At 63.5% G+C, this 19,288-nt stretch carries 18 protein-coding genes and 1 pseudogene; 5 read left to right on the top strand and 14 right to left on the bottom strand.

Annotation, left to right across the window (positions count from 1 at the left end; all coding sequences use genetic code 11):
- Nucleotides 1-160: 160 nt before the first annotated feature.
- From AC1Q6J_RS17975 to AC1Q6J_RS17915, 13 genes are all read right to left on the bottom strand, one after another.
- Nucleotides 161-679 (bottom strand): plasmid mobilization protein, encoded by a 519-nt coding sequence (locus tag AC1Q6J_RS17975; protein ID WP_492280567.1) that lies wholly within the window; start codon nt 677-679, stop codon nt 161-163.
- 424 nt (nt 680-1,103) lie between these two features.
- The gene (locus tag AC1Q6J_RS17970; RefSeq protein ID WP_492280566.1) at nt 1,104-2,096 is read right to left on the bottom strand and encodes a ParB/RepB/Spo0J family partition protein; all 993 of its coding nucleotides are present in this window, start codon (nt 2,094-2,096) and stop codon (nt 1,104-1,106) included.
- Nucleotides 2,080-2,850, bottom strand: a complete 771-nt coding sequence (locus AC1Q6J_RS17965; RefSeq protein ID WP_441519575.1) for a ParA family protein — start codon at nt 2,848-2,850, stop codon at nt 2,080-2,082. The genes AC1Q6J_RS17970 and AC1Q6J_RS17965 overlap by 17 nt, the downstream gene beginning before the upstream one ends.
- 508 nt (nt 2,851-3,358) lie before the next feature.
- Nucleotides 3,359-3,814 (bottom strand): hypothetical protein, encoded by a 456-nt coding sequence (locus AC1Q6J_RS17960; RefSeq protein ID WP_492280565.1) that lies wholly within the window; start codon nt 3,812-3,814, stop codon nt 3,359-3,361.
- Nucleotides 3,815-4,088: 274 nt separating this feature from the next.
- Nucleotides 4,089-4,643, bottom strand: a complete 555-nt coding sequence (locus AC1Q6J_RS17955; protein ID WP_492280564.1) for an RES family NAD+ phosphorylase — start codon at nt 4,641-4,643, stop codon at nt 4,089-4,091.
- 149 nt (nt 4,644-4,792) lie between these two features.
- The gene (locus AC1Q6J_RS17950) at nt 4,793-5,203 is read right to left on the bottom strand and encodes an antitoxin Xre/MbcA/ParS toxin-binding domain-containing protein (protein WP_371422619.1); all 411 of its coding nucleotides are present in this window, start codon (nt 5,201-5,203) and stop codon (nt 4,793-4,795) included.
- A gap of 273 nt (nt 5,204-5,476) precedes the next feature.
- Entirely contained in the window at nt 5,477-6,709 is a 1,233-nt protein-coding gene (gene repC / locus AC1Q6J_RS17945) for a plasmid replication protein RepC (RefSeq protein WP_441519577.1), read from the bottom strand.
- Nucleotides 6,710-6,925: 216 nt separating this feature from the next.
- Nucleotides 6,926-7,945, bottom strand: a complete 1,020-nt coding sequence (gene repB / locus AC1Q6J_RS17940) for a plasmid partitioning protein RepB (protein ID WP_441519578.1) — start codon at nt 7,943-7,945, stop codon at nt 6,926-6,928.
- A 2-nt stretch (nt 7,946-7,947) separates the two neighbouring features.
- Nucleotides 7,948-9,153, bottom strand: a complete 1,206-nt coding sequence (gene repA / locus AC1Q6J_RS17935; protein ID WP_441519583.1) for a plasmid partitioning protein RepA — start codon at nt 9,151-9,153, stop codon at nt 7,948-7,950.
- Nucleotides 9,154-9,473: 320 nt separating this feature from the next.
- A complete protein-coding gene (locus tag AC1Q6J_RS17930; RefSeq protein ID WP_492280563.1) occupies nt 9,474-10,649 on the bottom strand; it encodes a site-specific integrase in 1,176 nt (391 codons plus the stop codon).
- A 13-nt stretch (nt 10,650-10,662) separates the two neighbouring features.
- A complete protein-coding gene (locus tag AC1Q6J_RS17925) occupies nt 10,663-11,751 on the bottom strand; it encodes a hypothetical protein (RefSeq protein ID WP_441519487.1) in 1,089 nt (362 codons plus the stop codon).
- Nucleotides 11,748-12,185 (bottom strand): type II toxin-antitoxin system VapC family toxin, encoded by a 438-nt coding sequence (locus AC1Q6J_RS17920; protein WP_441519488.1) that lies wholly within the window; start codon nt 12,183-12,185, stop codon nt 11,748-11,750. Before AC1Q6J_RS17920 ends, AC1Q6J_RS17925 begins: the two co-directional genes overlap by 4 nt.
- Nucleotides 12,182-12,457 carry a type II toxin-antitoxin system Phd/YefM family antitoxin gene (locus AC1Q6J_RS17915; protein WP_441519489.1) on the bottom strand — a complete coding sequence of 92 codons (276 nt, stop codon included), beginning with the start codon at nt 12,455-12,457 and terminating at the stop codon, nt 12,182-12,184. The genes AC1Q6J_RS17920 and AC1Q6J_RS17915 overlap by 4 nt, the downstream gene beginning before the upstream one ends.
- A gap of 141 nt (nt 12,458-12,598) precedes the next feature.
- Between AC1Q6J_RS17915 and AC1Q6J_RS17910 the strand changes: the two genes are divergently transcribed.
- The 4 genes and pseudogenes from AC1Q6J_RS17910 to AC1Q6J_RS17895 all read left to right on the top strand — a co-directional run.
- On the top strand, nt 12,599-12,910 hold the full coding sequence (locus tag AC1Q6J_RS17910) for a prevent-host-death protein (protein WP_441519490.1): 312 nt from the start codon (nt 12,599-12,601) through the stop codon (nt 12,908-12,910).
- Between the two features lie 299 nt (nt 12,911-13,209).
- A complete protein-coding gene (locus AC1Q6J_RS17905; protein WP_492280562.1) occupies nt 13,210-14,853 on the top strand; it encodes a transposase in 1,644 nt (547 codons plus the stop codon).
- Nucleotides 14,850-15,767: a TniB family NTP-binding protein gene (locus AC1Q6J_RS17900; protein ID WP_492280561.1), complete on the top strand. Its 918-nt coding sequence runs from the start codon at nt 14,850-14,852 to the stop codon at nt 15,765-15,767. Before AC1Q6J_RS17905 ends, AC1Q6J_RS17900 begins: the two co-directional genes overlap by 4 nt.
- A pseudogene (locus tag AC1Q6J_RS17895) lies at nt 15,764-16,189 on the top strand (TniQ family protein); the annotation flags it as partial. The gene AC1Q6J_RS17900 and the pseudogene AC1Q6J_RS17895, both read left to right, overlap by 4 nt.
- 640 nt (nt 16,190-16,829) lie before the next feature.
- Here AC1Q6J_RS17895 and AC1Q6J_RS17890 read toward each other — a convergent pair.
- Nucleotides 16,830-17,795, bottom strand: coding sequence for a recombinase family protein (locus AC1Q6J_RS17890; RefSeq protein ID WP_492280560.1), 966 nt, complete (start codon nt 17,793-17,795; stop codon nt 16,830-16,832).
- 788 nt (nt 17,796-18,583) lie between these two features.
- Between AC1Q6J_RS17890 and AC1Q6J_RS17885 the strand changes: the two genes are divergently transcribed.
- Nucleotides 18,584-19,288, top strand: a 705-nt coding sequence (locus AC1Q6J_RS17885; protein WP_492280559.1) for an RHE_PE00001 family protein, incomplete at its 3' end; no start/stop codon positions are given.

The following is a 19,288-nucleotide window of genomic DNA, read 5'->3' as shown; positions in this document are numbered from 1 at the left end:
TCGAGCTTCGCACGCATCGCCGGTGTGAGACGCCGGGGAACGGACGGATCGGGAATGTCCCACTCCGGCCGCCTTGGCCGCCGATTGGGTGTTTCCCAAACATACGAGATCGGCGGCAGTTCCGCGAGCAGGTTGGGCTGTTGTGGTCGACGGCGCCCGCTCACCGTCGCGTCTCCCAATAATCCGCGTTGCCATCGAGGGCACCACGCAATTGCGCGAGCGCCGATTCAATCACGGTCTTCGCATCGTGGATCACGGACAGATCAGGTTCGACCGCCCTGCCCTGCAACGCGCTGGTATTCGCCGCGCGCGCGATCTGGTTGATGTTGCCGCCGATCCTGTTGAGTTCCCGAACAATGGCGCGGAGGGCGGCATGCTCGTCCGGGGAATGCTGCACCGGCGATCCCAATCGCGAGCGCACCAGTGCCACAATCCAGCCGGTTCGGGTCATGCCGCGCTGTTGTGAGACCCCCGCGAGCTGCCGCATCTCGCTCTCGCGAAATCGCAACGTCACCTTCTGCGGCCGGCCGACGGGCAACGACGCGATGCGGGCCGATGGCGCGTTCAGCGCATCTGCGATCAGACGTCGCAACAGCGCCGACTTGCCGCCTTCGGTCGCCGCTAGAGCCGAGAAGCTCGCCGCGACATCGTCGGGAATTCGAAGCGATATCAGCGCCATCCGCTCCAATCCCAATCGCGATGTAATACATCGCTGGCGCGAAGCCTATCCTGCACTAGAAAACGCTGAGACCACCCCCTCCGTGTTGGTTTGAACCAACATTCCCCGAGTTTGAAGCCGTCCATACCCAGCCGGCAAAATGACGAATGCTCAATAGCTGTCAGTGAGAACTGGCCAGTGCCAGTGGCTTGCAGGGGGAGAGCTGCCGCCAAAGAAGCACCAGCACAGCGGCAAGCTGGCTGAACAACCGGCTCCCAGGTTGTGGACCGCGACCTTTCAGCAGCCTGCGGCCTCACTACGGCGCTATGGGAAGCGCGTTCGGCCTTCGGCTGCTGCGCTGACGCGCCACCCTTCGGGTGGAAACGTCGCTCCACCGGTACCCGCCGCGAGACTTCGTTGCTCCAACAGCAATAGAAGAAGAACCTCATGGCGAAAGGATCTCCTCGATCCTGAGCGCCGAGACGGCTACTTCTTCCGTCTCCTCCGCACCATCGACTAACACCACGGCATGGCGGGTGCCCTGCAAGGGAATGCGATCCAAAACGAGTTGGCCGGTCCGATGCTCATGCCGCACTTTGATGGTCAGGGATGCTGCCGACCGCGATTGTGCAGCGACACGTAGCCTCGCCGGAGAGTCACCGGTTTCCGCATCTGCGTCTCTGTCCTTGCTCGACGTCCGCCACAGCGAGGCTCTCGGCGCCAAGTCGCGTCGTTCCGGTGACGAAGATTCAGCAGCCGACTGGCTCTGAGCATTGAAGTCATCAAACTCGGCGCGTAAGTCTCGGGCCAACTGGCGGGCCTGCGCATCGGTAAAACTGTCCTGCGTCGCGCAAAAGCGCTCGACCGCTTCTGGATGGGTGCGCCAAGCCTGGTAGAGCTCATAGAGCGCACGGATCGACGAGCTCTCGAGCCTCGCCCGAAGAAATTCTGGCATGCTTTGAACCGAGGCGAACCGCGACACCCAGTCTCTTGGCTTGCCGAGTTTTCGCGAAATTTCGGCCTGCGTGTCGCCGGCGTCCAGACGGCTCGCGACGAACGCGGCTATCTCGGGGGCGCGCAAATCGTCGCGCTGGACGTTTTCGATCATCTGAGCGTATCGATCCGGCTCGCCGCCCTCCTGCAAAAATACCGGGATTTCCTGTAACCCGGCACGCAGCGCAGCGCGATACCGGCGCGCGCCCATGACGATAACGTGTCGGCCCTCCTGGTTGGACCTTCGAACCAGGATAGGTTGCAGCACGCCATGTTCGCGGATCGTCGCCGAAAGTTCATCGAGTTCCTGCTCGCTGAAGACACGGCGCGGCTGATCTGGGTCTTCGTCAATGCGGTCGATCGGGATGCGAAGCGGGCACCCGGCGCCGCCGCTTCCCTTTTCAGCGACGTCGGCAAGGTCTTTGAAACTAAGGTCGAGCGTCACCAGTCATCTCCTCGTGGAGCCGTTCTTCGATCTTGGCGAGAACAGCGCGGATTTCCCGGCCGGCCTCCTGAGCCGAACGGCGTTTGAGACTCCACACCGGGACTCGTTCCGCCACAGCTTCGGCATAGCCGTCGCGAGCCACAATCTGTCCCGGGAAGACATACTTGCCGGCTTCGCGCAGCAACTGCTCCAGATGGGTTCGTTGGCGCGGCGATTTGGTGTTGAAGTTTGATGGCAACAAGCCGAGGAAGGTCATGCCCTCGCGGCCGTAACGCCGTTGCACCCCGATCACGGTCTGCAGCAGGCCTTTGACTCCCTTCACGGAATAGTCCTCAAGGTAGATGGGGGCCAACACGTGCGAGGCCGCAACCAGACATGCCACGCTGCGAAGTCCAAGCGACGGCGGCGTGTCGATGACGCAGGTGTCGAACAGTTCGGCAGCAGCAACAAGATTCTGCTGAAGGGTCATCACGGCAGCGGCACTGCCGCGATCAACGTCGGTCAAGGAGCTGTCTGCTGGCGCCAACGTGATGCCACTGTCGCCGCTGGCGACGATCCGCGCCGCCGGCTGGAACAAATCGGCCGCCGAAGTCTCTCCCATGTGACGTTTGAGCGTGTCGGTCGCATTGCCTTGCGCGTCGGCATCGATCATCAAAACCCGCCGGCCCGACTCCGCCATGAACCAGGCCAGATGAACGGCGAGGGTCGTCTTGCCGACACCGCCTTTCTGGTTGTTGATGACGAGGGTGTTCATAGGTCAGCCCCTGACAATGGGATATGGGCCTGCTTCATCAATGGTCATCCGGGCCGCGACCGCGATTTTGCGATCATGCAGCGGACTGTTAAGCGTGTTCGCTGGATCTGCCACACGCGGTGTTGGTTTGAACCAACACCGCGCCGCGCCGCGGCGATCAACCGGACCATGTCAAAGACCGCGGGCAAAATCCCCTGCCAGAAGAGTCAGGGTCGGCCGATGGCAAAAACGGACGACGATCTGACAGCAAATTCGCGCCGGGGGGAAAAAGAAAAGCGACAGAGCGAAAGGCGAAGCTGTTATCTGAGACTGTTGGTTCAAACCAACATGTTCAGCAGATGGGTTCGCGACGCTAAGCGGAGTGCGCGCGCCTTCTTGGTGCCAGGGATGGAAGCCAGAAGAGCGGGCGCCGTTGTAGTATGGAGAAGAAGAAGTTGATTCGAAAGAATGGGCCCTACAAGATCAATCCCAAACTTGGCTTGGCACCGGTGAATAACAATTTATTTGGCTACCCACCCTTTGGACTTCGGGCCGCACGCTTCGCGATCTCTCGTTCGACAAGAGACAGGGCCCTCTGCAGCCGATCGCGCAGCACGACGTATTCGGGTAAAACGCCGTCCGCGCCGTGATCCGGCTCATTTTGGTCGGCCTCCAGGGTTTCCGCGATCAGGTCATCGAGACCGGCCTTTTCAAGCAGACCAAGCTTCATCATCTCACCAAACATCTCGTCGTCATTTTCTTTCGGCCACGGCTGCACCATTCCGTTGGAATCTAGGTGTGGTTTGAACGTTATACTCAGCAAGACTGCCCGTTCGACGATGCTGCATTCAAGCGGCACAACACCCCAGCGCGTACCGTCCGAACCTTTAAAGCCTGCGACGAAACGATCCGGATAGAGATTGTCGGAAGCTTCTGGTTCGAAGAACGGCACAAAATCTAGCGCGCCAGATCTATCATTGGCCATGATTGCCTCCTCCGGGCTACGGATGCCGCGTTATTGGACGAGGCCACCGGCCAATCCGTTTGTGGACAGCTACAGAAGCCATCACAATAGCGAACGATCGTGACGACATTTTAGCTCCGCTGTCCGGTCACCCAAATCAGATCAGCCACAGCTTTTTAGGGACCGTCATTATGACGCGATCGCATTTTTTGGCTCTGCTTGCGCATCAAAGCGACGATCATCGACCGATTGAAAACTCGCCGGAGGATCCTTTGTCAAGCCATGCGGCTGCATTTCAAGGTGTCGGGCGCGCGTACCAGTCGGCCTCACCAATGATGAAATACCGTGTCATCCGGGTGCCATCCCAATGGTACTGAAGCGTTCGCGCCTGAACGACAGGAAGGCGGATAAGATTCGGCCAGAACAACCCGACTGCCTGCCCGGTCGGCCAGCGCACACTTGGATAGACAATTCCTTCGCTGCCGGAATCCTTCAATGAAAATGCAAGCCGCTGGGCTGGCTTCCAGTCATCGGACTGCAAACAATCATCGAATCCGCCGTTTCGCAAATCATGCAATGATCCGGCGATATGCGCTCTGAGTTCGCGATACTGCGCGTCGGCCGGCGGTTCGTTCGTGCGTGCCATGAACCGCTCGAAATGATGTGCGGTTTCAGCCAAAGCGACCTCGAACCGATCACCACAATACCAGACCCCATAACTGCCGTCGGAAAAGCGTCCCGGACGGTCGCGGGAAACATGGGTGAACGCCGCCATCGCCAGGCTAGAGGTGGGACCGGAGACGCGCCGTTCGACGGGAACTAGGCTGAGATCGCCGATTTGATCGCGCACCCGCGGGTTTGTCTTCGCCTCGGCGCTCGCAATCAGATCCCAATCGGCGGGATCAGCGATGTCTTCGAATAGCCACACAGGAGGATAGATCGTGCGGATGATACGATGGCTGACAGACCAATCGACATCGGCAAGCGGCGGAATGGACGTCACCAGCCACCGCGCTCGGCGTCAAGATAGTTGCGGACCGCCGTCAGATCGCTTGGCGCTCCCGCCAACATCCGATCAAGCGCCGACTTGCCGCCGAAAGCCGTATTAGGTCTCGAAACCCAGGCGTAGCCGCGCTCCGGTTCTGTAAAAAGATGGCGCAAGGCTTTATGGATACCCATCAGGTCTCCGAGGCGCCACACGGTGTCAGGTGGCACCGCACCGATCTCGCCCCGTTTCCATCGATAGAAGGTCGATGGACTTGGTTGCCCAAGAAGCACCCGCGCCTGACTATCGTTTACTTTCCAAAGCCGGAGGAGATTTACCACCGCCCGGAGCATTGCCGCGGCTTCCGCCTGGGTCACTTCGCTTGTCGCGGGATCAGCTGTCTGCGCAATCAACATTTGGCTCATAAATCCACTCCCATGCCAATTGACACAAATATACCACCTTGTGTCATTAGACACAAGCCCGACCCGACAAAGTTCCACCCGGATTTCCCTAATCCAGCTGCATCTATCCTGCGTCGGTAATCGATCGAGACACCTTCCATAGTCCAAGTTCACCGACGTGTTCTCCGGTGCTTGGACGCCCGCCAGCTAGACTAGGCCCTCCTCCTACTGCGGCGATCAGCTCTGGTCGCCCGTGGCGAGGCCCACAAAGCGCGCGGACCCGGACTCCGCGCATCAGGCCCGCTTCTTTTCGCGCAGGCGCGAATTGATCTGCGCCATCAGGATCGGACCAAGGGAAAATTCGCCGGCCTGCGCCTTTCGCGTCAACCCGCGCAGGTAACCGCCGGCCGAATTGATCGCTGTACCGCGCTGCAGGATGCACGCGACGACGATCGCCGCCTGCACCTCGCCCATGACGGTTTGCGCCTCCTCCCAGGCGCTGGGGCTGATTCCCAACATCGATCGAACGACCGCGGCGGTCGCCATGAAATCCCGCCAATTCGAAATGCCGCCCTTGGCGTAATCGACAATGCTGGGGCACCCGTCCAGCACCATTCCCAACGGATACGATCCCTCCGCAACCGGCGACGGTTGAGAGCTTGGCTCAGCCCTCGCCGCCCGGCCTCCTTGGAAGACCGGTTCAAGATCAATTAAGGGGTTTGGGTTTGAATTCTGTATGTGGCGCTCAGACTGGGACTCATTGGCGCTCGGATTCTTGGATTTGATGTGTGCTTCCAGAAGATTGAGCACGTCGTCGGCGAGTTGAGACAACTCGTCAGCGATCGGCTCGAGCTGCTGACGCGTGGCGGTCCTCGGAATCTGGGCTAGCATCGCCCTGAAGGTGGCGTGGACCTCTTGCCAATCGGACGGCCCCTGCCCTCCCCTACGCGTCGGAACACCTTCCTCGATGCCGGTGGCAATCATCTTGGCGATGTCGCGCCGGCAAAGCGTGATGCGCTCGCGCACAAGCCTGAGCGCGCGCGACTCTGCTTCGATGTCGGCCGCTAGGTGCTCGAACTCTTCTGAACGCACGACGAGCGGTGACAGATCGAAGCCAAAGGCAAGCTCGATTTCGCCGGCGCGGCCTTTCCGCGCGTAGCGTTTGCCGTTTGGACTATCGCGCCGAATGATCAACCCGGCGTCGACCAGGACGGCGAGGTGGCGGCGCAATGTCGAAGCAGGCATGCCGTGCGCGCGCAACGTCAGCTTGTCGTTGGACGGAAAGACGATCAGGTCGTCCTCCCCTGTCAGTGCCGTCTCCGGATGGAAGGTCAGTAGCGCGTTCAACACCGAAAGCGAGCGCTCGGACACCCCGAGGCGCGGCCGCGCCGTACAGATGGCGTGGAAGATATGCCATTTGTGCACGACCTTTTCAGGGGGCCGCGCCGTAGCTCCCATTTGGCTTGCCACATGGGCAAGCGTCAGCGATCGCCGCCCGAAGGGCGTCGTTGGAGAGTGTGACTGCATGTCTTCGCCTCAGTTGGGCAAAGAAAATCCGCTCGCCGAAACGGCGCCAAAACGCTTGACAGTGATTCGCGGAAGTGTGATTCTTTGAGTGCCAACACAAAGAAGGGGCTTCCGGAACGGCGACGTGACGGGGGCCTTTTTCTTTTGCCTACGGTTCTCCGACTTAGTTGCGGTGGTCTTGATCCGGCCGGCTCATTCCGACCAGGCAAGTTCGGTTCATGCCGGCGGATCGCCGGCTTTGAATTCCTCGTAGAGGGTTTGCAACCTGTCTCTGACGAAATCGCCGAACCTCGGCGCGACGCGATCGTCAAATGTCAGGGTGAGCTTCTTGCCCGCGCGGGAGACCTTGGCGGCGTGCGTTCCGTCCTTCGCGGACCACGTCTCAGCGCGCGCGCGTGACGACTTTTCGCGCAGACCATCCGCAAGCGCCTCGAAGCGCTTGTCGGTGTCCCATGCGCCGAAAGTTGGGGCCTTGACCATCTCAAGTGCGCGAGCACGGTTGCCCTCTCGCTCCAAGAGATCGGTTAGTTCCTGCCAGCGCACACGGCCGAAGGCTGGTGCAGGCCCGATGGCGTCGATGACCGCGGCCGGGACTCGGGTCGCGATCGCGATGAGTCGCGAGAGCGCGGCCTTGTCGACGTTGAGCGAGGCCATGATGATTTCCCGGGAAAATTTCCGGTCCTCGAGCCGCGCCGCAAAGCGCGCACGCTCGATGAAAGTCAGATCGGTGCGCCCGCTGTTCTCTTGGCCCTGTGCGATGACGAGTTGCTCGTCGGTGAGGGAGCGAACCACCGCCCGCACCTTTATGCCGAGTTCGCGAGCCGCGCGCAGGCGGCGATGACCGAAAGCGACCTCGTAGCCCTCGGTGTCGCCGGGCTTCGGACGAACCAGGATCGGTACGTTTTGCCCATGCTGGCGGATGAGCTCTCTGAAGGCTGCGTTCTGCTCCTCCGTTGCGTCCATGCGGTCGGGCACGAACGAGTTATCAATCAGCGCTGGATCGAGGTCGACGATCACCTGCCCTTCGATAAGCTTCTGCTCGATTTCCTCCGCGCGCTTGACTTTCTCCGAGATACCGCCAAGCGATTGCGATATCGCGCCGAGGGCACTGGATTGCTTGATCGAGCGCTCAAGTCCGAGAAGCGGGCGTGAGCGCTGTGGCGCGGCTTCGTGCAGTTCTTCTCGGGGCGGCAGGGCGTCCGCCGTGGGTGGATCGAAATTGATCTTGCGCGCCATCGTCAACTCCTGGCCCAGACCTGTTTGATCAGGCCTTCGATCTCGCCGTTCACCAGATCGAGCGCTTCGATGGCACGGTCATATGTACCGCGGGTGAACTGGTGTCGCTCGACCTCGTAGAGGGTCTGCTTGGTGAGTCCGGCATCGGCGATCGCGGTGCTCTTAACCATTGGGTGGGTCAGCACGCGTGAGCCGAAGATAGATCGCATCAGACCGACCATCGTGGTCTGCGGCCCATCGCTAGGCTCGTAGCGGGTGACCAGATAGCGCATCCAATCGTATTGGGTTGCGCCGCCGGCCTCGGCGACGACGTCGAGGAGGCTCCCCGTCATGTTGAGGAACTGGGACATCGACATCACGTCGAGCATCTGCGGATGCACGGTGATCAGGACTGCGGTCGCAGCACAGAGCGCGGAGAGTGTGAGGAAGCCGAGTTGCGGTGGGCAATCGATCACCACGACGTCATAGGCGTCGCTGACCTGGGCCAGAGCTTCGCCAATTCTGGCGAAAAACAACGAGTCGTTGCTCTGGCGCGTCATCAACGCCTTTGGCGTCTCATGCTCGAATTCCATGAGTTCGAGCTGGCCTGGAACGATGTGTAGGTTCGGGATGTAGGTGCCACGCACGATTTCTGCCATTTCGCGGCGCTCGGCGTCATAGCGGATAGCGCCGTAGATCGTTTCATTCTCGCCGACATCGAGTTCGGGTTGGTGCCCGAACAATGTCGAGAGGCTCGCTTGCGGATCGAGGTCGATCGCAAGGACGCGGTAGCCTCGGAACGCGAGATATTGGGCTAGATGCGCGGCCGTCGTGGTTTTGCCGCTGCCGCCTTTGAAGTTCATTACTGAGATGACCTGCAGAGCCTCCGCGTCCCGCCGGTGTGGAACATATCGGCGGGCACCTTTCCCGGTGCTGTCGAGGTCGCTTCGCAGCGCGTCGATGTCTTCGATTGAATAACTGCGACGGCTGTTCGGCGGTGCAGGGGGCCCCTTCCCTTCGGAGACGAGTTGCCGAAGATAGCCCTCAGCGATGCCGATAAAGCGCGCGGCCTCCGCCGGCGAGAATCGGCGGATGGTCTTCTCCGCCGCTGGCGGGAAGTCGCGAAGCTGCTGGGCGCGCAGCCGCGCTGAAAGCTCCGCCGCGTCCGCATTGATGAGCGACCGGAGATCACTCAAATTCTCGTCTAGGGTCTTGGTCGACGTCGGCATTCTTGATCTCTGCATCTGCGGATTTTTGAGCAGTTGGCCCCAAAAAGCGCTGATCGCGAGTAATGCCCGATTCTTTCGAAGCCGCAAGGATTATTGAGTTAACGAGAAGTTAATGGCTGCGTCTCGTGGAGGGGAATACTGACAGGGCCTCGCAACGAAGCGGCCAGAAAAGCATGCAGTTGTACGCTGACAACTTAACGGCAGCCCGAATCACTTCGCCCTTCCGGGGTAACATATTATCAACGCGCAAGTCTGGACGCACCAAACGAGGCCCGCAGGGCGTATCGAGGAGTTGTACGCTGACAACTGAGCGACAGTTGCTAGATGCCAAGGCGCACGGCTCGCCCCTGTCTTCGCTCAGCGTCATTGTAATAACTGGCCGCCTGTTGCACGGATCGATGCTGGGATTGCTGCATAGCCTCCGGCAAAGAAACACCGCGTTGCGCGGCTTCCGTCAGATACCCGGATCTCAGGCCGTGCGCGGAAAACTCCCTCGCATCGAGCCCCGACATTGCGCACCGCCGCTTGAGGATCAGGTTGATCGACTGCGGCGTCAGCGCCCTCTCCTCGATCGCCTCCCAGCGATCGATCGCGCGGAAGATCGGCCCCTGGCTGATGTCCGCCCGCTCCAGCCATTCGCGCAGCGCCTCGACCGGCGGGCCGACCAGCAGCACCCTGCCCGCCTCGTCGTCGGCGTTGCCGGTCTTGGTGCGGCCGAGCTGGATCGCCACGCACGGCAACGTCTCGGATTTTGGGTCCTGTGGATCGAGCGGGACCGGTGCCTCGTCGCTGAGCTGCTCGACCCGCAACCGCGCCACCTCGCTGCGCCGACGCCCGCCGGAGGCGAAGGCGAGCAGCAGGATGGCTAGGTCGCGGGTGTCGGCCAGCCGATCCGACGAGCAGGTGGCGAGCAGGCGATCCAGAACATCCCGGGTCACGGCGCGCTTGCTTTTGCGCCGACGCGGTCGCGTGCTGGCTCGCACGGCCAGCCGGAGCGCCGAGCGCAGGCTCGGCGAGGCGAATGGACCCTCCTGCCCTTTCCACCGATGCAAAGTCCCCCAGCTTGCAAGCCGCCGTTTCACCGTCGAAGGCGCATGCGGGCCGGTGCTGCGCAGCATCTCGCTTTCGCGTAGCGCGGCCGCCGCGTCGGCCGGCATGCCGTGCTGCGGATCAGTCTCGCGCCTGGCCGGGTCCCAGAGGTGGTGCGCCACAAACTTCAGAGCCAGGCTTTCCGAGGCCGGCCATGGCAACGCGGCGCCGGTCGCGGCCAGGGCCCAGGCTTCAAGGTAGGCAAGGTCCGACGCCAGGGCCCGCAGGGTGTTCTCGCCCATGCCTTCCTGGGCGAGATGCTTGAGCGTCGCGACGTCATCGTCGGTCAGGAGCTCGGCGAGCCGGTCGCGCCGCTCCATCGGCAGGATCGCCGAGAGCGTGTCGAGTTGCAGCGCGCGCCGAGTTTCGAGATCGGAGACCAAGGCGCGGGAGGTGATGTCGTCCATCGGCGGTGCTCCGTCAGAAACCGTAAGTGCGATCCGCCCAGCGCAGCAGCACGCCGGCGTCGGGGTCGGGAAGCCGCACGCGCTGCGCCTTCAGGCCTTGCGCGATCGCCAGGCCGACATCGGGATCGACCCAGTGGCCGTGGGTCATCAGGAAGAACCAGCCGAAGGGCAAGCCGATCTCGCGGTCCACCGCCTCGATCCGCTCCATCAGCAGATGGACCGAGGCATCTGGCGTCATGAGAAGACGTTCTTTCGGCGGCCGCAACGGCCGGGGAATGAAGCCGACCTCACGCTCACCCTTGTGGGTGTAATCCCGGATATCGAGTGCCCAGTGGGCAAAGACACGATGCGGCCTCGCGCTCGAGTCCTCCCAGTCCTGAAAGAACCGCAGCTCTCTCGGCACAAAGCCGAAATAGTCCGGGACCGCCTCCATGAAGGGCGTCTCGCGCGTTCCGCCCGGCCCGACCTCGCGGATGACGCGCCGCTCCAACTCGGGCCGTTTGGCCTCCCGCTTGCCGCGCTCGATGCGGTCGCAGCGGTCGAGAAAACTGCGGACGTGGACCACCGCCCCGCCGGCGCGGCCGAGGAGGCGATAGACCGGACCGGCGAGGCGATCCGAGTCGGGAAGCTGATCGGTGCGAGGCCAACTCGGATCGAGCAGTTCCTCTTCGCCCCAGGGTCGATAGTCCGGGTTGACGATCCGGCCGGCGCGCCATTCGATCTCGCGGCCGAGCGCGATCTGAACGTAGTCGGCAGCGCCCGGCCCGGTCGGCGCGGAGACGAAGGCGCTCGTGCCGCGCCATTCGGTGATCTGGAGATCGGTCTCCTTCAGGCGCTTCCAAACCGCGGACGCATCACCGTTTTCCTTGGCCAGTTCGGCCATCATCCACGGGCGCAATTCGCCAAGCCGTGTGCCGTCGGGACGAATCACCGATCGGGTGTCGCGCCAGTAATCGTCGTCGATCTGCGCGAAGCCAAATTCAAAGCCCGGGAAGGAAGCGGCGAGGGCAGGGAGCAGCGCCGCGTCGGCCGAGGCGGGGTCTAGCCCGGCCAAAACGGCTTCGAGCGACGCGGCATCGGGGAGGCGGGCAGGGGCGGTCATCCCGGCGTTCCTTCATCGGTCCAGGGGTTGAACAACGGCACGCCGAGGGGCGCAAAATCCTTGGTGTTGCGGGTCGCGAGCACGAGCTCACGGTCAAGCGCTGTGGCCGCGAAGAACCCATCCATCACGGAGAGCGCAAAGCCGCTCTGGCGGGCTTGCGCCATCAGATCGCCCCAGCGTTCGGCGATCGCGGGATCGATCGGCACGATCCGCCCCGCGAAGCGCGCTGGCAGATCTTCGGCGAGCCAGGCGGTCAGCGCCTCGCGACGCCGGCCGTCGTCCATCAGCGCGATGCCGCGCCGGAGCTCGGCGATCGACGCCACGCTGATGAAGGCGCGGTCCTCGTCGATCGTATCGAGCCAGGCGAGCACCTTCGGGTCGGGCGCCGGCCGGCGAACCTCCGACAGCACGTTGGTGTCGAGCAGGACGTTCATAGATCGAGGTCGCGCGGCTGATCGCGGACCCGATCGAGGTCGAGCTCGGCGTCGCGCAACGGCGACGCCATCAGGAATTCGGCGAGCGAACCTTTGCGGACCGTCTTGCGCGCCCACTCCTCGGCCGAGACAATGACGACGCTCGGCTTGCCGTGGCGGGTGATGATCTGGGGATCGGTCTGGGCGCGCTCGATCACCTCGGACAGCCGTGCCTTGGCGCCGGCCACGGTCCAATGGCCCGAGGCGCCCGGGGACTTTTGGGACGTGGTCACGGTTGCCTCCTATGACTATAATGACTAACGTGACTATAAGCGGTGTCCGGGCGATTTTCAACGTAGCTGCGTGCAGAAATGGCGCGGTTCAACTGCTCCCGGAGCGTTGCTATTGTCAGCGACCGAAACGAGAGGCGCGTCATGGCCGAAACCGACAAGCAAAGGGCTCCCCCCATGCCCGAAGCCGGCGGACCACCCGACCAGAACCAGATGGCCGCCAGCCATCGCCGCGCCCTTCGCGCCGAGGATCTGAGCGCGGAGGAGGTCGCGGCGATCGAAGCCAGCGAGATGGAGCCCGGGTTCGAACATCTCGATGCCGAGCTCGACCAGGTTGGGATGTCGTTTGTCGATATTGCGCGCGACTTCGCCCGAAAACTTCGGGCGCGCGGCGATGCCGCCAGGGGACGGCCGGCCGACAAGGCGTTTCGGGACAGCCTGTTCGACGATTCCTGACCCCTATCGCACCCACAGGCGGAGCGCGGGCGCCGAAATCGACCGGAAGGGAAGGGAACAGTCTCTTGCGGAAGAAGGGAGGGCGCTGGCACGGGATGCGGTCTCTCGTCGATCTGAGCCTGGCTGAGGGCGTCAGGAGGCTTCCGGAGGCTGAGAATCGCTGTCGCACGGCTTTTTCCACTGGATTGCATTTGATTGATTTTTAACACTTTCGGCTCACCCTGATTCGGCGGATTCAGCCGAGTTCGCTGGAATCTTACCCTAATTCGCTGGATTCGGGCGAGTGCAAGGACGGCGACGTGCGGCGCAATCGCGACAAGCTCGATATCGACGACGCCAAGTGGCGGGACGCGGTCGCGCGCGAGGCGATCATCAGGCCGCTGGCGCGCGTGACTCGATTGTCGCCGGTTGATGTCGCGACAGCCTGTCGCATTCTGGGGCTGCGTCGAAGCCGGCTCTACGCGCTGGTTGAGCGGTACCGGATCGCGCCGGTGACGAGTTCACTGGCATCGGCGACGCCTGGCCCCAAAAAGAGGTCTCGACGCCTTTCCGATGAACTGGAAGCTGTCATCGAGGAGGCGATCCGTGACAAATATCTGACCCGCCAGAAGGTATCCGTCAGCGTGCTCCATGACCATGTCCGGCATCTGTGCCGGGCGCGCGGGCTGGCGATCCCGTCCTGGAAAGCTGTTCGTGCGCGGGTCGACCAGATCGATCGTCACCGACTTGTCAGCGGGCGGGAAGGCGGCAAGGCAGCGCGCGACTGCCTCAAACCTGTCGTGCAGGAATACCGAGCCGATCACGCGCTCCACATCATCCAGATCGATCACACCCTCGTCGATTTATTCGTGGTCGATGCCGTGCATCGCCGGCCGATCCAGCGCCCGTGGCTGACGCTGGCGATCGACGTGGCGAGCCGGATGGTGGCCGGGTTCTATCTCAGCCTGGAAGCGCCATCATCCGCGTCGGTCGCCCTGGCGATGCATCATGCCGTGATGCCGAAGCCCGCTTGGCTCGCAGCACGCGGCATCGGGACCGATTGGCCCGTGTCGGGCCTGCCGGACGTCGTCCATGTCGACAACGCGCGAGAATTCCGCGGCCGGGCCTTGGCGCGCGGGGCAGCCGAGCACGGCATTTCGCTGATCCATCGGCCGGTGGCGACGCCGCACTATGGCGGTCATATCGAGCGGATGATCGGCACCATGATGGGCGCGGTCCATATGCTGCCGGGTACGACCTTCAGCTCTATCGCAGAGCGCGGCGACTACGATCCCGAACGTCACGCTGTGATGACGCTCGACGAACTCGAACGTTGGCTCACTCTTCAGATCGTCGGCCGATATCACATTGAGGTCCATCGCGGGTTGCATCTGCCTCCGGGTGCTGCATGGCAGGATGCGGTTGACCGCCGGCGGGACCCGCTCCGGTGGCCGCATGACGAACAGCAGTTCCTGTACGACTTCCTGCCGTTCGAGGAACGCTGCATCCGCCGTGACGGGCTGCACCTGTTCGGATTGCGCTACTGGGATGACGTGCTGAGCCCGTGGGCGGGACGTCTCGATCACCGGCTGCGAATCAAATTCGATCCGCGCGACTTGTCCTGCGTCTTCGTCGAGGGGCCGGATGGGGTGCATTGGCCGGTCCGGTATGCCGATCTGCGGCGCCCGCGGATCACGCTCGGCGAACACCGGTTTGCCTTGGCCGCGCTCAAACAGCGGGGCGTGCGGCTCACCGACGAACAGTTGATCTTCGACACGATCGAGGCGCAGCGTAATCTTCTTGAGGCTGCCGCATCGGCCACCAAATCGGCGCGCCGCCAGGTCGAACGGCGCCATCGATCACTTGTTGCCGCGGAGCGGGACATCGGATCGACCGCGATCGCCTGCCGCCCTGAAGCTGAGCCGGGGCATCTGACCCTGCTGGCGGTCGAGGAGTGGTCATGACCGACTATGCCCATCTGCTGCCGGCCTATCGCGGTTATGCTGCTCTCGCTGACGCGGAGCGGATCGCCTGGATCAGGGCGGATCGGTGGTTGGATCTCGATCAAGCCCGGATGGCGCTCGCGCGGCTCGATGATCTCCTGGCCTATCCGCCACGCGATCGCATGCCCTGCCTGCTGCTTTACGGCGACACCGGCATGGGCAAGACCAAGATCATCCGCAAATTCCTGCGCGATCATCCGGCGCGGTTCGACACGGGCACCGGGGTCACGAGCATGCCAGTGGTCGCCATGCAGATGCCGGCTGAACCGGTCGAACGTGACGTTTACAGCGAATTGCTGGCCGCGCTGGGCGCTCCGGGGCCGATTGACGGCGCGGCGCATCGGCAAAAGGAAATCTGCCGCGGGCTATTGCGCACCATGGGGGTCCGCATGCTGATCATCGACGAGATTCACGCCATGCTCGCCGGCAGCTTCCGGCAGCAGCGGATCTTTCTCAACGTGATCCGGTTTCTGGCCAATGACCTCAGGGTGCCGCTGGTCTGCGCCGGGACGGATCTCGCCCGCCAGGCGCTTCTCACCGACCCCCAATTGGCCGAGCGCTTCGAAGCCTTGCAGCTTCGGCGCTGGGGCAATGATCAGCATCTGACGCAGCTGCTGGCGAGCCTGGCGACGATCCTGCCGCTTCGGCGCCCGTCGGCGCTGGAAACCACGGCCATTCGCAAGCGCGTGCTCGAATTGACCGGCGGGGTCACGGTCCGAATCTTCCGCCTGATGGAGACGGTTGCGGTCGAGGCGATCCGCTCCGGGACGGAATGCATCAATCCGGACAGCTTTGACACCGATGAGCTGGTGCTCCCGCTGGTCGCGATGACGCGCGCGGTTGAGACTCGGCTGCAGCGGCGAGGCGTGGCATGATCCAAGATCAGCGCGTGCTGCCGATTGCGCCCAGACCGATCGGGGGCGAATTGCTCTCGTCGTGGCAGGGCCGTGTCGCTTGCCGATACGGGCTCTGCAGCGACGGACTGGCCGCCCTGCTCGGCGCAAAACCCGATAGCGGCCGCGTGACACGGTTCGCGGAACGCGACTTCGCGCCGGACGCAGGGCAGATCAGGGCGTGGGCAAGGGCGTGCCGGTTGGACGACGGAGTTCTCCGCGCACTTATGCTGTCCGGGAGATCGAGACCTCAAGGTTGCTACGTGTGGGGGGAGGGGACCCGGGCAGGAGCCTTTCGGACGCCAGTTTGCGTGGCTTGTCTCGATGAAGACGTGGATGCCGGCGGCGACCATCATATCCGCCGGGCCTGGGCGCACGTCGAGACGTTGACATGCAGCCGGCACGACCGCGTCTTGGCAGAGATGTGCCCGCACTGCCTGAGCAACACAGGGTGGCGATTTGGGACCTGTGATCAGGATGCGCGCGTGGTCTGTGTCCGTTGCGCTCGCGTGGTCCGCAGCCTGCGCGCGTCGGCCGCAATTGCCAATTCCCGCTTCCGGGAGGCCCTGAGCGCTCTGTCGGCCGGCCTCGGAGACGCTATCGACAACACATCATCGGTCGCCGACGACCTGATGCGCGTCGCGCGCCTACTTTGGACCGGGCCCCACGGCCGCGGCGGAAGCCTGACGCCTTTCATTGCCAGCGTCCTCACGGATCGGCCGCTGCCATCGGTGGAAGCCCTGGTCGATCGCAACGAGCCGCTGGCGACAATCCCGCTGGGGTGGCGCATGGCGACGCTGATCGCGGTCGCTCAACTGCTCGATCTCGCCGACGCCCGGCGCGATTTCGGGCCGCCGGCGGTCAGCATGGAGCGGTTGCTCGCATGGACCGGCGTTTCGCCACGCGAGGCGGCAACGCGTCGAGCACCGATCCGGGTTGCCGTGGCACCAACAAGAAGGAGGAAGTTGCGCGACGCGGCCGAATACCGCGCCATGGCCGAGGCGATCCTGGCAAGCGACGATTGGAGCCAGGTCCGGGGTCAATCTACAGCGGCTCGGCAGCGGTTGCTCGGCCGGCTAATGACCCAGGCGCTGGATCATGCACCGCCAGTCCAAGACGCCGCGCCTGGTCCAGCAAGGCCTTCACGGACGAGGCCGCCCACTGTCCGCCACCGCGCGGGGTTCGTTCGCGCATCCGCTCCAGTTGAGCCGCGATCTCGCGCAGGCTGAGGTTGGGATCGGCGATCGCGATGCCGGCGACCAGGGTCATCAACCGGTCCTCCGGGGGTCGGCGCGGCGAACGCTTGATCAATTCCGGCGCGGCGATCTTTTCGCGCACCAGCCGATGCACGGCGCGGCGGAGCTTCTCGATGGTCCAGCTCTGCCCCTGATGGTTCAGCACCCGCACCACGTCGTCCCAGCTGTGCTGGGGTCGCATCCGCTGCACCGTCGGCAGCCAGGTCGACGCCGAAGCAATCAGGTCGCCGATATAGACCTGTTGCCGCGCCGCCGAAGCCGCGCGGATCGCCTCCGGCCGGTGCTCCCGCAGGCCTGGATTGCCCGGCAGCTTGCCCCGCGCCATCGCGGCCTTCATTCCGGCTTTGGTCCGCTCCGCGATCAAGGCGCGCTCGAGCTGGGCGACGGCGCCCAGCACCTGCAGCGAGAACATGCCCTGCGGCGTCGAGGTGTCGATCGGGTCGCGCAGCGACCGGAAATGCGCCCCGCGCGTCTCAAGGTCCTCGATCACCGAGAGCAGGTGGCTGACCGAGCGTGCCAGGCGGTCAAGGCGGACCACGACCAGGACATCCCCGGCGCCGATCTCGCGCATCAGGCGGGCCAGCACCGGCCGGGCCCGGGAGGCGCCGGACCCGTGCTCCTGGTGCACGGTCCGGCACCCGGCGACGCGCAGTTCGTCGACCTGCGCGTCCGTCGCCTGATCCTCGGTCGAAACCCGGGCGTAGCCAATCAAACCGCGGATCGGCCGGGGAGGGGAGGCATGAGGGGCGGCCATAGGGTGTTTTCCGGAGTTCTTTTGGCCGGTTTGTACAGTATCGGCAGGCATTAGGAAACGGTCCTTTGCAGGCGTGTTTTATCGACCGCTTGAGAGAGTCATGGAGGCCGATCGGGCGCGTCGGAGGGCCCAGCACCGGCGGAGGCCAGAATGGCCGCCTGTGGGCTTCTGAGGGGAAATGGGCCTATTTCAGCGGCTGGCGCGCAAAGAAGTCGTCGAACCGACGTGCGGGGCCTTTAGGCGGGCCCGCGGCGCGACCCAGAGGCCCGGCAAGACGGGAGTCCAGCAATCTGAGGCGAGGCGTCCGCTCAATTGAGACAAGGAATCCGGCGATTTGGGGTGAGAAACGTCGAAAAACCGCGTGGTTTCGAGCCAATCCAGCCATCTCGGCCGAGCGACATCGCTGATTTGCGTCCTGGCAGTCAACACTATCGATAAGGGCGAGTTATCGATAGTGAGAGGGGTGCGCGAAAAGGCATCGCTATGACGGAAGTGAAAGGCGTGATAGCTTCCGTTTAATCGATTCCTGTTAGGGTTATCAAAGCCTTGCCAACTGGCTATCAAATCCCCGATCCGCTGCCCTGGAGCCAGATCGCCGGGCCGCTTGTCGCTTTCCGTTACCGATTTCAATTTGCAACACTTAGCGGAAAATCGGCGCACGCTTTTCCGCTTGCGATTTCAGCGAGCCTCCAACAGCGCTTTGATCCACCTGACATTTCGACCCTGGTCCTCGGAACCTTCGGAAAGACCGTCATGAGCGATCCTCGCCTCTCCAAACCGGCCGCCCGATGCCCATCTTGAGCGCCCGCCTTCCCGATCCGCTGCCATGGCCCGAGCTCGCTCGACCGCTCGCCCGCGCCGAAGACGCACTGGCGCGTCTCGACGAGCGGTTGCGAACGAGCCCGATCCGCGACGGCTGGATCGCGAGAACCCACTTCGTCGACGCGGTCGCCGCACTCTGGCTCGAGGGTGAGCTCGTCCATATCGAAGACCTTGTGCTGCACGATGCCGGCATGGACATCCGCGCGCCCACCCACGAACTCACGCGCGCCCATACGGTGTTGCGCGCGCGCCGGCGCATCGCCGACGCCGCGCCCGGTTGGGCTCTGTCGCCCACCGGTCTCGAGGCGCTGCGCGGCAGGGCAGGGGAGTCGGACTCAAAGCATCCCCAGGTCGAATACCCGGAGCCCGACGACGACGGCGACGGGACGGAGCCAGCGTTCGAGCCGCTGCTCGCCAAGGACGGCGAGTTTGCCGAATTGTTCGCCTCGGTCGATGCGGCCATTGCCCAGGCCGGCAGAACCCTCGCCGGCGAACGGCGGCCCCCGGCCGCGTCGGCCGGCGAACGCGATCCGCTCGTCTACGACCTCGACTGGGACGAGGACGCGCGCCTCGTGCAATGGCGCGCCGTCGTCGACGAGACCCGCGATATGCCGCCGACTCTCGCCGCTGCGCTCGCCCACGAGGCCTGGAGTGCGATCGAGCCGCTGCAG

This window comes from Afipia sp. MLSD5-FHT05B12, assembly GCF_058793355.1.
This window is presented reverse-complemented; position numbering and strand designations above follow the sequence as displayed.

Coding starts and splice junctions, on each gene's coding strand:
- repB (WP_441519578.1), bottom strand. CDS start 7,945: ATGGCGCGCAAGATCAATTTCGATCCACCCACGGCGGACGCCCTGCCG.
- AC1Q6J_RS17925 (WP_441519487.1), bottom strand. CDS start 11,751: ATGACCGCCCCTGCCCGCCTCCCCGATGCCGCGTCGCTCGAAGCCGTT.
- repA (WP_441519583.1), bottom strand. CDS start 9,153: ATGCCGACGTCGACCAAGACCCTAGACGAGAATTTGAGTGATCTCCGG.
- AC1Q6J_RS17920 (WP_441519488.1), bottom strand. CDS start 12,185: ATGAACGTCCTGCTCGACACCAACGTGCTGTCGGAGGTTCGCCGGCCG.
- repC (WP_441519577.1), bottom strand. CDS start 6,709: ATGCAGTCACACTCTCCAACGACGCCCTTCGGGCGGCGATCGCTGACG.
- AC1Q6J_RS17890 (WP_492280560.1), bottom strand. CDS start 17,795: ATGGCCGCCCCTCATGCCTCCCCTCCCCGGCCGATCCGCGGTTTGATT.
- AC1Q6J_RS17900 (WP_492280561.1), top strand. CDS start 14,850: ATGACCGACTATGCCCATCTGCTGCCGGCCTATCGCGGTTATGCTGCT.
- AC1Q6J_RS17965 (WP_441519575.1), bottom strand. CDS start 2,850: ATGAACACCCTCGTCATCAACAACCAGAAAGGCGGTGTCGGCAAGACG.
- AC1Q6J_RS17930 (WP_492280563.1), bottom strand. CDS start 10,649: ATGGACGACATCACCTCCCGCGCCTTGGTCTCCGATCTCGAAACTCGG.
- AC1Q6J_RS17975 (WP_492280567.1), bottom strand. CDS start 679: ATGGCGCTGATATCGCTTCGAATTCCCGACGATGTCGCGGCGAGCTTC.
- AC1Q6J_RS17960 (WP_492280565.1), bottom strand. CDS start 3,814: ATGGCCAATGATAGATCTGGCGCGCTAGATTTTGTGCCGTTCTTCGAA.
- AC1Q6J_RS17950 (WP_371422619.1), bottom strand. CDS start 5,203: ATGAGCCAAATGTTGATTGCGCAGACAGCTGATCCCGCGACAAGCGAA.
- AC1Q6J_RS17910 (WP_441519490.1), top strand. CDS start 12,599: ATGGCCGAAACCGACAAGCAAAGGGCTCCCCCCATGCCCGAAGCCGGC.